Source organism: Escherichia sp. 93.1518 (genome assembly GCF_013368915.2).
Lineage (GTDB): Bacteria > Pseudomonadota > Gammaproteobacteria > Enterobacterales > Enterobacteriaceae > Escherichia > Escherichia ruysiae.
In genome coordinates, this window is record NZ_JABWMT020000003.1 from 195701 (window position 1) to 212215 (window position 16515).

Genomic DNA, 16515 nt, shown 5'->3' on the forward strand with positions numbered 1-16515 from the left:
CTTACTATACCAAGAAATACTCAAGAAAGAACTGTAACTAATAAATTACATTCACGAGCGACTACGTTGCACTTCCAGCCACCACTTTTCCAGTTCGGCGGCGAATGCCTGGCGGTCACGCTGCGAAAGGCTATCTGGCCCTCCGGTCTGGATACCACTGGCGCGTAAGGTATCCATAAAATCGCGCATCATCAGACGTTCACGAATGGTCGCTGGCGTGTAACGTTCGCCACGTGGATTAAGTGCCGCAGCTCCCTTCTCAATGGCTTCAGAAGCCAGAGGAATGTCTGCGGTGATCACCAAATCGCCCGCTTCACACTGGCGTACAATTTCATTATCGGCAACGTCAAAACCTGCCGCGACGCGCAGCGTGCGAATAAACGGCGATGGCGGTACACGTAAACTCTGGTTAGCCACCAGTACCAGCGGCATTTGCATACGTTCAGCCGCGCGATACAAAATCTCTTTAATTACATTGGGACACGCATCGGCGTCCACCCAAATTGTCATAAACTCATCCTTTGTTGGGTAATCCTCTATTGTGTCGCGCTTTTGCCTTCCGGCATAGTTCTGTTTATGCTTCTGCCAGCGATTATCAAAACAATGAATTTCACGGCAGGAGTGAGGCAATGGAAAAGAAAATCGGTTTTATTGGCTGCGGTAATATGGGAAAAGCCATTCTCGGCGGTCTGATTGCCAGTGGTCAGGTGCTTCCAGGGCAAATCTGGGTGTATACCCCCTCCCCGGATAAAGTCGCTGCTTTACACGATCAGTTCGGCATCAACGCCGCAGAATCGGCGCAGGAAGTGGCACAAATCACCGACATCGTTTTTGCCGCCGTTAAACCGGGCATCATGATCAAAGTGCTTAGTGAAATCACGTCCAGCCTGAATAAAGACTCGCTGGTTGTCTCTATTGCAGCGGGCGTCACGCTCGACCAACTTGCCCGGGCGCTGGGTCATGACAGGAAAATTATCCGCGCTATGCCAAATACCCCCGCGCTGGTCAATGCAGGGATGACTTCCGTAACGCCAAACGCGCTGGTTACGCCTGAAGATACTGCCGATGTGCTGAACATTTTCCGCTGCTTTGGCGAGGCGGAAGTCATTGCCGAACCGATGATCCATCCGGTGGTCGGCGTGAGCGGCTCTTCTCCTGCCTATGTCTTTATGTTTATCGAAGCAATGGCCGACGCTGCCGTGCTGGGAGGTATGCCACGCGCGCAGGCGTATAAATTTGCCGCTCAGGCGGTAATGGGTTCTGCAAAAATGGTGCTGGAAACCGGAGAACATCCGGGCGCGTTGAAAGATATGGTTTGCTCACCGGGAGGCACTACCATTGAAGCAGTGCGCGTGCTGGAAGAGAAAGGCTTCCGTGCCGCAGTGATCGAAGCAATGACGAAGTGTATGGAAAAATCAGAAAAACTTAGCAAGTCCTGATGAACTCTCCCCGGACGTCAGGCCGCCACTTCGGTGCGGTTACGTCCGGCTTTCTTTGCTTTATAAAGTGCCATATCTGCCGATTTCAGCCACTCACGATAGTGACTCATTTGCGGACTCAGCGGCGCAACACCGACACTTATCCGCAACATTACCTGCGGCGTATTTGGTAAACGTAATGTATTTAACCCTTCATGTACCCGTAACATGGCGGTAATGGCATTTTCTGCTGGCGTACCAGACATAATCACCGCAAATTCATCCCCACCAAAACGACCAATCACATCACTACCGCGCAGAGTAATTTGTAACTGACGGGTGAGAGCAACTATTGCCTCATCGCCCACATCATGGCCCCAGGTGTCGTTGATGCTTTTGAAATGGTCGATATCGATGATTAACAACGTCGCATCGCGGTTATGTCGCCGACAGTTATCAAACTCATTGCGCAACATTATTTCCCAGTGACGCCTGTTGTAAACACCCGTCATGCCGTCGCGGGTACTCATGACCTGCAATCTGCGTTTATGTTCTGCAAGTTTTGTTGCCGTCTGGTAGCTGACCCAGCCAAACAGCAGAGGATAAATGACGATAATGGGCAGTGAGAGCCACCATTCCAGCGGCGCACTATTTAGTGACACCGTGATACCCGTCAGTTCGAGGGTGACAAGGCAGGAAACGACCATCAGCACCAGACCAGCGACAAACAGACGAGGGCCGCCGGCTCCCATCAAATTCAGACACATAATCATCAACATTGCGATCGAAGGCAGCACGTTTACGCCCATCACGCCGACCCACATTCCCGCTAACACCGCATCGGTTTTTAAGTTGTAAATTTCCCGACCAAGCGGATCAATGGCTCTGCTCGCTAACTGCCAGGCTAAATGTGGCCAGACAAAAGCCCAGCCGACTAACACCAGCCACCACCAGCCCGACGGCGGATGCGAAACCAGCGTTGAAGCAATCGGTAAGAACATCCCCGCCAGTCCTACCATACGGGGTAACCTGACGCGCCGGGCGAAGCGCAGCCCGGAACGCTGATGTTCGTTTTGAGGAGTTAATGGTGGTTCCTCCCCGTGCGCCGCCGCTTTTTTGAAAAAATTTTCATCATTCATTATTTTTGGGAACATTCAGAAACAATTTTCCCAAATTATAGAGACGGGGCGAAAAGCGGAAGTATGATATTTCGGGTGAGCCATTTTCTTAGCTCACCCGTTAGCACTATCAGGGATCAGGCGGCGTTCTTAAGACAGGTACTCATAAACTTATTGCGATCATCGCCTTTCAGAGATTGCTGCGTCGCCTGGCCATTGCATTCACGCATCTTCTGCTGCTGCGGCGTCAAACTCTTCTCGCCGGGCGCAGATTTGCTGTTCTTCAGACAATCACTCATATACGTCTTGCGGGCATCCCCCTTCAACGCCTTCGCCGTCGCCTGTTGATTACAGGAAGTCATTCGTTGTTGTTGCGGGGTTAACGTCTTCTCGGCAGCGCCGACAGTGGTTAAAAAAACTAAACCGAATAACAGGGTAACCAGTAATGTTATTTTCATAGCACCATCCCTCTTCACATTTTAACCAGGAGCGTTTGCGCCCGTGATCTGCCTTTAAGTCTGGTTGCTAACAGAAAAAATACCAACCGGCGGCAAAAATTCACCGCCGGATGCGTTTTGACTACAGACCCAGCGCGGCTTTCATGGTGTAGAAGAGATCGGTCTGATCGGTCAGACCAACCACGTTGGCAGCGTGCGGACCATAAGCGGCAATACGCAACTGGCTGCCGGTATGTTCTTGTGAATCTTCTTCCGAGTTACCGTAGCTCATTACCATTACCGCGCCATCTTTGGTCATTAATGCCTGAGTCAGACCCGGTGCTTTGGTATCCGGCGCGACAATCTGGCTGGCGTGAGCGTGGTCAGCGGTGACTATCACTAATGTATTGCCATCTTTTTTGGCAAACTCAAGCGCCCGTTGTACCGCTTCATCGAGGTCAACCGTCTCACCAATTTGTCCACAAGGATTAGCGGCATGATCCTGTTTATCGATAGATGCACCTTCGACTTGCAGGAAGAATCCTTTCTCGTTTTTGCTCAATAACTCAATGGCTTTATCGGTCATCTGCGCTAACGTCGGCACACTGTCATTTCGTTGCGGATTCGGGGTACAGGTTACTGCGGGTTTATCGATATTACCGTGATAAGACGCCTTCGGCCCTTCCCAACGAACTGGCATATTGCCGTCAGAAAACAGCCCAAGTAGCGGTTTATCCTGATTTGCCTCCGTTACTGCCTCCAGCGATGCTGCGTCACTCACTAACTGATAGCCGCGAGCCTGCGCCTGCTCACGCAGCGTTTTTCCCTGCCACTCACCGGCGGTTGCGGTTTCTGCAAACGTTTTTGCACCGCCGCCAAGCGTAACATCGGCACGGGCGTTAAGAAGTTGTTCGGTAATGGAACCTTTACCGCCTTTTTCCAGCGCATTACTTGGGCATTTTTCACTGGTCACGCTCGGTCCGTAGCATTTGCGCGATGTCACATGCGCCACCAGCGCGGCGGGTGTGGCATCCTGCAATTCTGCCGTTGAAACGTTGCCGGTCGCCAGTCCTGCGGCTTTTGCCATCTCCAGAATCGTTGGATGATCTTTTTCATGAATATCGACGCCCAGCGCGCCGTTATAAGTTTTGACGCCAGTTGACCAGGCGGTTGCGGATGCAGCGGAGTCGGTGACATAGTCCGGTTTACCGGTTTTTTTATCCAGCGAGTAGTGGGTGTATTGTCCGGTAAGCGGTAAGGCATCGATTCCTTTAAAAAAACCGCCCGCACCTTCGGCATAATTTCGTGCGGCAGTTATTTCCGAATCCCCCATCCCATCGCCAATAAGTAAAATAATATTTTTCGCCGGTTTATCGCTAAGAGAATCACGCAAGGCAGCAGTCTGATCGCCAGTTAAACGGCGAGCGCCGCCCGGCGTAGTAATATCTCCCTGTGCAGCTCGTTTTTCCAGAATGGGTACATCAGGTGTCCGGGCTTTTGTCACAGGGGTAAACAGTAACGGTAAGAGAGCCAGTGCAATAGTGCTTTGTTTCACTTTATTTTCTCCATGTACAAATACAGTAAAAAATAAAAACAAAGCGACTATAAGTCTCTGCCGTGACAGCTTTATGACAACGGTTGAAAAGGTTTAACGTTTTACTGACGAGGATGCCTCAATAACTTTTTTACGTAATCGCGCAGCAGCTCCGTATCGTCGTCAGGAATGCTGGCATCGGGCTTTACCGCGTACAGTGCTCCCTCAACCTGATCAATCAACTGCTGTTGGTCTTTTTGCGCCATATTGCGAAGCATCGCGGTGACTATAATCTCCAGTGCCTCAACCTGCGCGCACAGTTCTTTCGACTCTTCTTCTTTTTGTGCAAGCTTAAATAACAACTCAGCAATGAGATTTTTCATGTCTGTATTTCCTTATCCAAAGTATGGAGAAGTTAACATTATGCTTCATAACTGCATAGGGGTTGTAAGTAGTATTTTTATGACGAAGGAAATACTTTGCACAAATATTTTCACATATTTATCAGCGAAACGTTTCTCTTATTTAAATAATTCCCTTATAAATAAAACAGCTATTCAATTATAAAGCCTTAATATAATAAAAAGTTATGGAATATATTTACTTCGTTAACTTATTATTAAGCTATTCACTGATTGAACCATGGTTAATACCAGAGATAAATTCGCTTCCCGTTCATCATTTTTGTGATCTAACGCACATAATTTAGCCATTGATATTTCTCCGTCAGTACGCTGGGCGCTTTGTGACCAGAAGATTGCAACATTCTGTCAGAAGGCCGCGAATCAACCGTTTTGTCGTGGTAATGTATGTGCTTTATGTTCGACGGGATAGGTTTTTAAGATGGAAAAACTGCGGGTAGGTATCGTTTTTGGTGGAAAATCAGCGGAACATGAAGTGTCTCTGCAATCGGCAAAAAATATTGTCGATGCCATTGATAAAAGTCGCTTCGATGTTGTGCTGCTGGGCATTGATAAACAAGGGCAATGGCACGTCAGCGATGCCAGCAATTATCTGCTAAACGCAGACGATCCTGCCCATATTGCGTTGCGTCCTTCGGCGACCAGCCTTGCGCAGGTGCCGGGTAAACATGAACACCAACTTATTGATGCACAGAATGGTCAACCATTACCAACGGTGGATGTCATTTTCCCGATTGTCCACGGTACGCTGGGTGAAGATGGCTCCCTGCAGGGGATGTTGCGTGTCGCCAATTTACCATTTGTCGGTTCCGATGTTCTGGCTTCCGCTGCATGTATGGACAAAGACGTCACCAAACGTCTACTGCGTGATGCCGGGTTGAACATCGCGCCATTTATTACCCTGACGCGCGCCAATCGCCACAACATCAGTTTTGCCGAAGTGAAGTCTAAACTGGGTTTACCGCTGTTTGTAAAACCGGCTAACCAGGGTTCCTCCGTAGGCGTCAGCAAAGTAACCAGCGAAGAACAATATACGATGGCCGTCGATCTGGCGTTCGAGTTCGATCATAAAGTGATCGTGGAGCAAGGGATCAAAGGGCGTGAGATCGAATGCGCGGTTCTGGGCAATGACAATCCGCAGGCCAGCACCTGTGGCGAGATCGTACTGACCAGTGATTTCTACGCCTACGACACCAAATACATTGATGAAGATGGTGCAAAAGTGGTGGTTCCGGCTGCCATTGCGCCAGAAATCAACGATAAGATCCGGGCGATTGCGGTTCAGGCTTACCAGACGTTGGGATGTGCTGGCATGGCGCGTGTAGACGTCTTTTTAACGCCGGAAAACGAGGTGGTGATCAACGAGATCAACACGCTGCCGGGCTTCACTAACATCAGCATGTATCCGAAGTTGTGGCAAGCCAGCGGCCTGAGTTACACCGACCTGATCACGCGTTTGATTGAGCTGGCACTGGAACGTCACGCTGCGGATAACGCACTGAAAACCACTATGTAATTTTCAATCGCCCGGTAATATTTTTATTGGGCGTTTAAGACTGATGGCAAACGTAAAATTGCCTGATACGCTCCGCTTATCAGGCCTACCAGATAATTGCAATGTATTGATTTTGCATCATTTTGTAGGCAGGATAAGGCGTTCGCGCGCATCCGGCATAAACAACGAACACTTTGTCAGCACTCCAGAACGCCCAATCCTCTGTTATTGGGCGTTTTCAGTATCCTCTTCGCGACGACGAATAATCATCCCCGCCAGCCAGAAACTAATCACCCACGTCAGCAGACCGACTGCATAGGTTTGCCAGCCTTTTGCTTCAAATCCCAGCAACCCCACCACACCGTTAAGAATGAAAATCAGGCCAATAGCGAACGCATAATAGTGCCAGTCACGGCGGATTTTTACAGGCAGATTCATGGCGGCTCCGTTAACGAAAAATAACATCCTCGCATAATCGATAACATACGTCTGTGGTGTAGACAGCATTTCCCGTATCGTTAAAAAATTTAACTTAAAGTTATTGTTTTGTGACTCATGGCGAATATTCACGCTTCGGGAATATTCCCACCATCAATTTACCATGATTCTGATATTGACAATCTAAATGACCTGTCAGACTTGCCATAAGCCGCTGGTATCACACCAGAAGAGAAGCAGATGACTTCCGGAGGTTTTTATGGCTGATTTCACCCTGTCAAAATCGCTGTTTAGCGGAAAATATCGCAACGCCTCTTCAACGCCTGGCAACATTGCCTATGCGCTGTTTGTACTGTTTTGCTTTTGGGCTGGGGCGCAATTGCTTAATCTCCTGGTACATGCGCCCGGTGTTTACGAGCGTTTGATGCAGGTGCAAGAGACAGGCCGTCCACGGGTGGAAATTGGTCTGGGAGTCGGCACTATTTTCGGGCTGATCCCGTTTTTAGTTGGCTGCTTCATTTTTGCAGTGGTGGCGCTATGGCTGCACTGGCGACATCGCCGCCAGTAAGATTTACTTTGCCAGATGCGGCCTAAAACGCTTTATCTGGCTGGTGTTCTCTATTGGTCACTGTTTCATACAACGCGCGCGTCGTTCATCAACGCGCTTCGCAAACCATGCGGTGGTAAGGTTACGGGTGATTTTCGGGCTTTCCAGCTGAATGCCAGGCAACATCTCTCGTGGCAGAGATTTTCCCGTTTTCGCTTCTGCAAGCTGATAAACTTTCTTGTACAGCGCCGTCTCTTCAAAAGAGAAGCTATCCCCTTTCTCTAACTGTCGGCGGATTTCACTGTCGCTCATTCCCAGTTTGCCCGCCAGTTTGCGCGTTGCCAGTTCTGTTTTCCCAGGCTCTTTGCTGTCATAGCGAATTAAATCACCATCCAGCGCCAGCTTCACGCCGCTGGCTTTACTGACCGCGTTCTGAAATGCGGCGTTACGGCTGGCATACCAGCCAGCGTTAAAATCGGCAAAACGGAAGATTGGCGCGCTGTAACTGGCTGGATAATTCAGTAAATGGTAAGTACCGAACCACAATCCGCCGCGACGACTGAAGACTTCCTGACGTACCGTTCCGTCCATTTTCCACGGATAACCTTTGGTATGCTGTTCGGCAAAAGCAATGCTGACCTGCATCGGCCCACCGGTGCGCACCGGGTTGAGCGAACCAAACAGCGTCTGCCCCATCGGCACCATGCTGATCAGATCATCAAAAATCGCGCTTAACTGCTTTTCTGTACGCACGGAATCTAACCGTTCGCTGTAACTTTTGCCGTTTGGCGATTTAATTTTTAGCGCGGTATGAACCAAAAACGCGGGGATGTGCATCCGTTCGGCGCGACGGTCAATCTCTTGCCAGGCGATTTTGCTTAAGCCCGGAACAGCCGGATCTGCCTGATAATTTGACTCCTGCTGCGCCACTGCCAGCACCGAGCAGACGTTTTCCAGCGTCGGTGCCAGTCCCTGACTTTCAAAAGTAGTGGCAAGATCTTTCGCCCAGGCATCGCGGTCTTTCACGCTGGCGGGTAACTTCTGCCGCACCACACTCGCCACATCTATCGCTTTTTCGCCCTTTTTCAACGGTTGCGGAGCCTGACTACTACACCCCGCTAAAACCAGAACTACCAATAATGAAAGCGAAGAAAGACGAGTGACCTGCGACATTACCTCTCCTTTTTAACTCAACGTATGGGTTACTTCCTGAATTTTGTCACTATCCAGCTCATGTTCAAAGCTACGCAGACGTTTGTAGATAGACATCAGCTCAACCAGCGTAGTCCACGAGTTAATCAGATACTGGAAAGCACCACGAACCTGACCGAAAACGTTGGTAATTTGCGTCATCAGTCCGAGCGTAATCGTACCGGCAACAATCGACGGAAACAGCAGGAACAAACCGAAAACGTTATCGACCTGCAAATAGAGGATGCGGGCGATGTTGAAATACATATAGTGAAAATAGAGGCGGAAATAGTTTTTCCGCACGGCGCTGAACAACTCACGTACCGTTGGCGGCGTCGCGCGCGATGCATCATCTTCACCGTAGACCAACTCTTTACGATAAGCCGCTTCTACACGCTGGTTTTTAAACTCCAGCCCCGGCAGTTTGATACCCACAACCGCCAGCAATCCGGTTCCCATCAACGACCAGACGATGGCAGCAATCACCAGACCATATGGAATATGCCCGATAATCGGCAATTCCGGTACATGTGCGGAGAGCGTCACCAGTACCGGTAAGAAAGCGATTAACGTCATGATAGCGTTAATAAAACTGACACCCATATTCTCCAGCGTTGAGGCAAAACGCATAGTGTCTTCCTGCACACGCTGGGCGGCACCTTCGATATGACGCAGTTGTTGCCAGTTCGCCATGTAGTATTCGTTCATCGCCGTACGCCAGCGAAACACGTAATGGCTGACAAAGAAGTTGTTCAGCACACTGATCACCACAGCAATCAGCGCGATTCCCAGAAAGACGCCCACTTCGCGATAAAATTGTTCGATGGTGACTTTATGCGGTGAACTTAGCGCAGTTTGAATCAGGTCATAGAACGGCGCATACCAGGCGTTGACGGCAACCCCAACTTCCACCAAAAACCAGGTAACGAAGATAATCAGCGCAGTGCCGAGTATTGACCAGTATTGCCAACGATGCGGACTGTAGATAAACCAGAACAGCGCAAAAAGTCCTACACAAACAATGTAGTAAGCGTAAAAAACCAGGAAGTCTAACGACCAGAAACGTGCGGCGCTAATCGGGATCTGCCCAGAAGCTCCGGCAATACGTGCCACCCAATCACCACCACCGGCTTGCCAGAAGATCACGGCAATCAGTGCCCAAATAAAGGCCGAGAGAAAAAAGGCTCCCGGCTTTGGGAAAAAAGACTTAAACATATGCTCTCCTGCTAACTTCTTATCGTTTTAACAACTGCTGTGCATTAACCGCATGATTGCTCCAAGGAGCCAGCTAAATGAAACCGCCCATTGTGACCAATGGCAAGGTACTTAGTTCGTCATGCTGACCGTAAGAATTGTTTCGACGGATTTCACAAACAAAGGATTGTTTACATTAGCAGATTCACACGCGCAGGATCACAAATGCAGGCATTGGTGCTCAGGAAAAAGATCGTGTTTACGCGCCGTTATGTTTTTAGCACTATTATTGCACTAATTCGCCCTTTGCAATCCATCTATGAGTAGTATAAATACGCTCAGTTACCTTCATTTAATTTATGGACACCACCGTTGAAACGTAGTCTGCTTTTTTCTGCCGTGCTGTGTGCGGCGTCATTGACCTCCGTCCATGCGGCGCAGCCGATCACCGAACCGGAGTTCGCCTCTGATATTGTCGATCGCTATGCCGATCATATTTTTTACGGCAGCGGTGCCACGGGGATGGCACTGGTCGTTATTGACGGTAATCAGCGCGTCTTTCGCAGTTATGGGGAAACGCGTCCCGGTAATAACGTTCGCCCACAATTAGACTCTGTGGTGCGAATTGCGTCCCTCACTAAACTGATGACCAGTGAAATGCTGGTTAAGCTGCTCGATCAAGGCACGGTGAAGTTAAACGATCCGTTAAGTAAATATGCTCCACCAGGCACACGAGTACCGACCTACAATGGAAAACCCATTACGCTAGTGAATCTGGCAACCCATACCAGCGCCCTGCCGCGTGAACAGCCTGGCGGAGCAGCAAATCGTCCGGTGTTTGTCTGGCCAACGCGCGAACAACGCTGGAAATACCTTTCTACGGCGAAGCTAAAAGCCGCACCCGGCAGCCAGGCTGCATACTCTAACCTTGCGTTCGATCTGCTGGCGGATGCGCTGGCGAATGCGTCTGGCAAGCCTTATACGCAGTTGTTTGAAGAGCAAATCACTCGTCCGTTGGGGATGAAAGACACCACCTACACGCCATCGCCGGATCAGTGCCGACGTTTAATGGTTGCCGAGCGCGGTGCCAGCCCGTGTAATAACACGCTGGCGGCAATTGGTAGTGGCGGTGTCTATTCCACACCTGGCGATATGATGCGCTGGATGCAGCAGTATTTGTCGTCTGATTTTTATCAGCGCAGCAACCAGGCGGATCGTATGCAGACGCTGATTTATCAACGCGCGCAGTTTACGAAAGTGATCGGCATGGATGTACCTGGCAGAGCGGATGCGCTCGGTTTAGGTTGGGTATATATGGCGCCGAAAGATGGGCGTCCGGGAATTATTCAGAAAACTGGCGGCGGCGGCGGATTCATTACCTATATGGCGATGATCCCGCAAAAAAATATTGGTGCTTTTGTGGTCGTCACTCGCTCGCCGTTGACTCGCTTTAAAAACATGAGCGATGGTATCAATGATCTGGTAACCGAACTGAGCGGGAATAAACCGCTGGTCATCCCCGCGTCCTGATTAATACTCTGAAGGCAAACGGTTGATAGCGACCAGTTTGCCTTTATTCATTTCGATATAACCGCCTTTGCGCAAAGCCGCGAGAACTTCTGCGACGACGGAACGTGATATGCGTGTACGTTGATGGATATAATTCATCACACCAATACGTGCGCGTAATTCGTCATTCCAGTCAATCATTGATAATAAAGTGGCGCGAATTTGTTCGTAAGAATTATGTCCAATGAGCTGAACATCGCGTAATTCCAGAATTCGATTTTGCCAGGCTAACCAGTAAAAAGCGTCACGCCAGAGTTGATGTTGTTCAATAAGAGAAATGGTTTGTTTGGCAGGCAGATGATATCCCGTACAGTTTCCTTCTGATATTAATTTGTATGGTATATCGTTTTTCATTAAACCATCAGCCAGTCCCATAATAAAAGGAGCCTGGGTAATATCGATAAGCACATTTTCTTCTCTACGCAGAGAGATAACACCTTCTAAAATAACGAATGTATCTTCGCTATTAACGTCACTTGAAAATATAACTTGCTTTTCATTATTAAACTCGAAGCGCGTGCCGTATCTGGACAAACATTTATCGAGCTTACCAAATTCCTGAAGAGGTTTAACTACAGATAACATTTGCGCGTCCTTTGCAGTAATGCCCGTCAAATCCTTGACGGGCATTATTTAGATTAAATTACCTATTTCTTCGCAGTGAAGAATATTACCAGGTATATTTAACACCCACGTTCGCGGACCAGTCTTGATCTACGTCACCACCACCGAGGTAGTTAGCATCGGTATAGGCGCTGAAGTTCTTGGTGAAGCTGAACTGAGTACCCAGACCAACACGTACCGCAGACCCTTCAGTACCGTTATCGATGGAATCACCGTTCACATCGTTATCGTTGTTAGAGTCGTCGTAGACGTAAGCCAGTTTGAAGTACGGAGTCAGAGCCTGATCTTCGCTGTAGGTGAAGGTATAACCTGCATCTACACCCAGTTCATAACGCATGCTGTCGTAAGACTGACCGTCAACTTTCATGTCGTTGCTCAGCTGGTAGTCATCACCAGACTGGAACAGACCAGAAACGCTGCCGTAAGGAGTCACGTAACCAGCATCACCCAGTTTGAAGTCGTAACCGGCTTTCAAACCGAAGCCCCAAGCGTCGGAGTTGGTGCTACCATCAACGTAAGTACCGTTGCTCATGGTTGCAGACAGGTCGTTGTTGAAGTGAGAGTAGCTCAAGCTACCATCAACAAAGACGTTGTTCGCGAAGTGAGCAGAAGAGTAGATGTAGGCAGTCTGGCTGTCTTGATCTACCTGACCAGAACGGTCATTCATGTCACCTTTAGCGAAGCCTGCAGCCGCACCGACGATCCACTTAGCGTTGTTACCGTCAATTTTGGTATCAACACCGACCATGATGCCGTTAACATCCTGATCATAGTTGATGGTGCCGTTGTCGCCGTTGAAGTTACCACCGAAGTAGCTTACCCATGCGCCGCCGTTATCAGCCAGGCCATGACGAGAGTTGGTCAAACGAGTACCAACGGTGTCTTGTTCCAGGTTCCAGATATTGGTGTTCGCAGACGGGATGCTCAGCGCCATGTTAGCGTAGTCAGTCAGCTCCATCTGTTGCAGAACAACGGTGTTACCGCGCTGTTCAGCCTGATAGGTGTATGCACCCAGGTCAGCTTTGTTAGCAGCAGAGAAGGTAGCGTTGCTATTTTTGTCGTTAACGTAAATCAGCTCGTTGCCGTTGTAGTCAGCGATAGAACCAGCACCAGTAGCGTTGTCGATACGAACTTTGTAGTTACCGGTTGCAGCTGCAACATGGTCACCGTTGTTATCAACTTCGTTCTGACCAGCTTCGATAGAAGCAGTGTTATCGTTATCGCCGTTACCGTTAATGGTCAGGTGACCATCAGAGTTCATTGCGATTAAGCCATAACCGTAGTTTGACTTGGTAGTGTCGTTGGTACGGTCGTTGGTCAGGTCGGCATCAAGTACGAAGCGGTTGCTTTCGATGTTGAACACACCTGCATGAATGTTACCACTGGTATCAGTGGTGCTGGTCAGGTTCAGAGTATCAACCTGAAGAGCATTCGCCGCAGTGTTACCGACATCCAGAATACCGTCGTTAGTAACGTTGATGGTGTTCGCATACAGAGCTGCATCACCTACAGCCCAACCAGCAGAAACTTCGTCAGAAATGGTTACGGTACTGTTGTCGACAGTCAGTGAATCAGTTGCAACATGACCATCTTCGTTGATGTTCAGCGCAGAAAGACCTGTCAGAGAGATAGAATCAGAAATCAGCGTTGAATCAGCAACATTAACAGTTGAACCACTGTTGATGCTCAGGGTGTCAATCAGAGAAGTTTTGGTGGTATCCCACTGTGAACCGGTGTTCAGGGTCACATTGAACAGACCGCTCTGATAAACTTCATTTCCTACAATATGACCATTTTCGTCATATTGGGTATTGGTATTATCAACACCAACCGTTGAAGAAGGCCACAGGCTATTTGCAGCAATATCAATCAGAGTTGCAGTTGCTTCGGTGCCTGTGCTGGTATCAACAACAACCCCGTTCTCATTGTAAACAGGACCGTAAGTATCTGGCACACCATCATCATCGATATCTACAGTTAAGTGCGCAGACATTGCCGCACCAACCCACTTGCTGCCATTGTTCAGGGTCAGATCCAAACGATCAGTACCATCCCAACCGTTAGTATCTACGTCACCATCAGCATCACGATAGCTATCACGGCCATGTGGGAAGAAGTTCTCATCAAAGTTGCTTGAGAAGAGTACATCGCCCATCAGTGTGGAATTATCGAATGTTGCAGTAGTCTGCATGGCATTATCAGCAGCAGGATGTGCAATAACTGCTAATGCGATATCGTCAGCGATCCAGCCATTACCATTGTAATCACTTGCATTACCAGTATTACCAAACCAGCCAGTAGTACCTTCATCAGTCCATGAACCAGAGGTCACGGTAGAATCTTTAACAGTGATGGTGTTATTAAACACTTCGCTGCTGTTTACACCGGTGCTGACAGTGTTGTCGTCGATATCTTCCCACTCATAACCCTGAGTCAGCGTAATACCTGCTACGTGAGAGTTATTAGAAATGGACAGATCAACTTCCTGATCCAGAGTGATAGCTGTACCAATGTTATATACGTTTACAACATGAGTATCAGCGGCATTATTGTAGGTGCCATTGTAAGTATAATGTTCGTAGTTGTCGTCGATCGTTGAATTATCAACAGTCAGCGCCAGACGATCATGGTAGTAGTCATTCGCACGATCAGCACAATCAGTTGTCATGCACTCGGAATAAATCATACCGTGAATAGTGCTGTTTTTGATTGTCAGACTATTAGCGTTGGTATTGGTAGAAATACCATCGTCCAGATAGTAGGTAGAAATCACGCCATTAACGGTAGCGTTATTAATGACCGGGTAGATATCGCCGTTGTAATAGCTATCAGCGGCATAGTTGTTCCAGCCTACATAACCATCATAGTAAACGTCATCAGCATAGGTGGCGTCGTTGTAGTGATGGAAAGTATTGTAAGTTTGACCAGAAATATCGTTGGTCGCTGCATTAGCCTGAGAGGTGATAGCCAGAGTGCAAGCCAATGCTAATTGTGATACTACAAGTTTCTTTTTCCAGGAGTGCATTTGTCATCCCTCCTCAGGGACGTAATAAGTTGATCCATCAATTATCAATGCATAGAAAACATATTATGTTTCGCGTTTACGATTATGCGGCGTTACAGATGAATGGTTCAATTATTCTTTCCCCTAAGTCCGAATGCGGACATATATAAATCACGTGTAAGCACAGATCACAAAAATAGATAAAAACCTGTCATTTCAATCTGTTAATTACCGCATTAATTTCAAAATCATATACTCTACAAATATTACACCAGCAAATTAGACAAATAATGTATTTATAAACAATGAACTTTTAACCATCCTATTTTTGACAGCATAGCCAAACGACTAAAAACAATAATCAGGGAGAATTAATAAAAATTAAAAATATTTTCAGTGAATATAAAAATATTGCTATTTCTATTAAAAAGATGTCCAGGCCGGTCTTTCATTCTCTTCTTGTCAACATCGCGACAACTTTCGTAAAACACCCACACTCTGCTTCAGGTATACTATGTCCCTCGATTCCACAAACATCAGGCAGACCATGACAGACTTAATCCAACGCCCTCGTCGCCTGCGCAAATCTCCTGCGCTGCGCGCTATGTTTGAAGAGACAACACTTAGCCTTAACGACCTGGTGTTGCCGATCTTTGTTGAAGAAGAAATCGACGACTACAAAGCCGTTGAAGCTATGCCGGGCGTAATGCGTATTCCAGAGAAACATCTGGCGCGCGAAATCGAACGTATCGCCAACGCCGGTATTCGGTCAGTAATGACTTTCGGCATCTCTCACCATACCGATGAAACGGGCAGCGATGCCTGGCGGGAAGATGGTCTGGTGGCGCGTATGTCACGCATTTGCAAGCAGACCGTGCCTGAAATGATCGTTATGTCAGACACCTGTTTCTGTGAATACACTTCTCACGGTCACTGCGGCGTGCTGTGCGAGCACGGCGTCGATAACGACGCGACCCTCGAAAATTTAGGCAAACAAGCGGTGGTTGCTGCTGCTGCGGGCGCAGACTTCATCGCACCTTCCGCCGCAATGGATGGTCAGGTGCAGGCGATTCGCCAGGCGCTGGACGCTGCGGGCTTTAAAGATACGGCGATCATGTCGTATTCGACCAAGTTCGCTTCCTCCTTTTATGGTCCGTTTCGTGAAGCTGCGGGAAGCGCATTAAAAGGTGACCGCAAAAGTTATCAGATGAACCCAATGAACCGTCGTGAGGCGATTCGTGAATCGCTGCTGGATGAAACTCAGGGCGCAGATTGCCTGATGGTTAAACCTGCCGGAGCGTACCTCGACATCGTGCGTGAGCTGCGTGAACGTACTGAATTGCCGATTGGTGCGTATCAGGTGAGTGGTGAGTACGCGATGATTAAGTTCGCCGCGCTGGCGGGTGCTATAGATGAAGAGAAAGTGGTGCTCGAAAGCTTAGGTTCGATTAAGCGCGCGGGGGCGGATCTGATTTTCAGCTACTTTGCGCTGGATCTGGCTGAGAAGAAAATTCTGCGTTAATG

The 16515-nt window shown here is 48.5% G+C and carries 15 protein-coding genes; 5 read left to right on the plus strand and 10 right to left on the minus strand.

Annotation, left to right across the window (positions count from 1 at the left end; translation table 11 throughout):
• Positions 1-51 precede the first annotated feature (51 nt).
• Entirely contained in the window at positions 52-510 is a 459-nt protein-coding gene (locus HEN21_RS03610; protein WP_000158148.1) for a YaiI/YqxD family protein, read from the minus strand.
• Positions 511-629: 119 nt separating this feature from the next.
• On the opposite strand from HEN21_RS03610, the gene proC reads away from it, so the two are divergent.
• Complete coding sequence (gene proC / locus HEN21_RS03615) at positions 630-1439, plus strand: pyrroline-5-carboxylate reductase (protein WP_010344698.1); 810 nt, start codon at positions 630-632, stop codon at positions 1437-1439.
• Between the two features lie 17 nt (positions 1440-1456).
• Here the strand turns inward: proC and adrA are convergent, their stop codons facing one another.
• The 4 genes from adrA to iraP form a co-directional block, all read right to left on the minus strand.
• On the minus strand, positions 1457-2572 hold the full coding sequence (adrA, locus tag HEN21_RS03620) for a diguanylate cyclase AdrA (RefSeq protein ID WP_000484072.1): 1116 nt from the start codon (positions 2570-2572) through the stop codon (positions 1457-1459).
• A gap of 101 nt (positions 2573-2673) precedes the next feature.
• Entirely contained in the window at positions 2674-2994 is a 321-nt protein-coding gene (gene psiF, locus HEN21_RS03625; RefSeq protein WP_010344700.1) for a phosphate starvation-inducible protein PsiF, read from the minus strand.
• Positions 2995-3115: 121 nt separating this feature from the next.
• Positions 3116-4528 (minus strand): alkaline phosphatase, encoded by a 1413-nt coding sequence (gene phoA, locus HEN21_RS03630; RefSeq protein WP_176251671.1) that lies wholly within the window; start codon positions 4526-4528, stop codon positions 3116-3118.
• Between the two features lie 101 nt (positions 4529-4629).
• Complete coding sequence (iraP, locus tag HEN21_RS03635) at positions 4630-4890, minus strand: anti-adapter protein IraP (RefSeq protein ID WP_000792966.1); 261 nt, start codon at positions 4888-4890, stop codon at positions 4630-4632.
• Positions 4891-5350: 460 nt separating this feature from the next.
• On the opposite strand from iraP, the gene ddlA reads away from it, so the two are divergent.
• Entirely contained in the window at positions 5351-6445 is a 1095-nt protein-coding gene (gene ddlA, locus HEN21_RS03640) for a D-alanine--D-alanine ligase (RefSeq protein WP_176251672.1), read from the plus strand.
• A 204-nt stretch (positions 6446-6649) separates the two neighbouring features.
• Here the strand turns inward: ddlA and HEN21_RS03645 are convergent, their stop codons facing one another.
• Complete coding sequence (locus HEN21_RS03645) at positions 6650-6862, minus strand: DUF2754 domain-containing protein (protein ID WP_016159209.1); 213 nt, start codon at positions 6860-6862, stop codon at positions 6650-6652.
• 259 nt (positions 6863-7121) lie between these two features.
• Here HEN21_RS03645 and HEN21_RS03650 point away from each other — a divergent pair, with 259 nt between their 5' ends.
• The gene (locus HEN21_RS03650; protein ID WP_000763150.1) at positions 7122-7430 is read left to right on the plus strand and encodes a YaiY family protein; all 309 of its coding nucleotides are present in this window, start codon (positions 7122-7124) and stop codon (positions 7428-7430) included.
• A 57-nt stretch (positions 7431-7487) separates the two neighbouring features.
• Here the strand turns inward: HEN21_RS03650 and yaiW are convergent, their stop codons facing one another.
• Both yaiW and sbmA read right to left on the minus strand, forming a co-directional pair.
• Positions 7488-8582: a surface-exposed outer membrane lipoprotein YaiW gene (gene yaiW, locus HEN21_RS03655; RefSeq protein ID WP_000084714.1), complete on the minus strand. Its 1095-nt coding sequence runs from the start codon at positions 8580-8582 to the stop codon at positions 7488-7490.
• Positions 8583-8594: 12 nt separating this feature from the next.
• Positions 8595-9815 (minus strand): peptide antibiotic transporter SbmA, encoded by a 1221-nt coding sequence (gene sbmA, locus HEN21_RS03660; RefSeq protein WP_000477001.1) that lies wholly within the window; start codon positions 9813-9815, stop codon positions 8595-8597.
• A gap of 351 nt (positions 9816-10166) precedes the next feature.
• Between sbmA and ampH the strand changes: the two genes are divergently transcribed.
• On the plus strand, positions 10167-11324 hold the full coding sequence (gene ampH, locus HEN21_RS03665) for a D-alanyl-D-alanine-carboxypeptidase/endopeptidase AmpH (RefSeq protein WP_000830753.1): 1158 nt from the start codon (positions 10167-10169) through the stop codon (positions 11322-11324).
• On the opposite strand, the gene iprA is transcribed toward ampH, so the two are convergent.
• Complete coding sequence (gene iprA / locus HEN21_RS03670) at positions 11325-11948, minus strand: hydrogen peroxide resistance inhibitor IprA (protein ID WP_176251673.1); 624 nt, start codon at positions 11946-11948, stop codon at positions 11325-11327. It abuts the gene before it with no gap.
• An 85-nt stretch (positions 11949-12033) separates the two neighbouring features.
• Complete coding sequence (gene ehaB, locus HEN21_RS03675; protein WP_000556479.1) at positions 12034-15012, minus strand: autotransporter adhesin EhaB; 2979 nt, start codon at positions 15010-15012, stop codon at positions 12034-12036.
• A gap of 526 nt (positions 15013-15538) precedes the next feature.
• On the opposite strand from ehaB, the gene hemB reads away from it, so the two are divergent.
• On the plus strand, positions 15539-16513 hold the full coding sequence (gene hemB / locus HEN21_RS03680) for a porphobilinogen synthase (protein WP_010352188.1): 975 nt from the start codon (positions 15539-15541) through the stop codon (positions 16511-16513).
• The last annotated feature ends 2 nt before the right edge of the window (positions 16514-16515 follow it).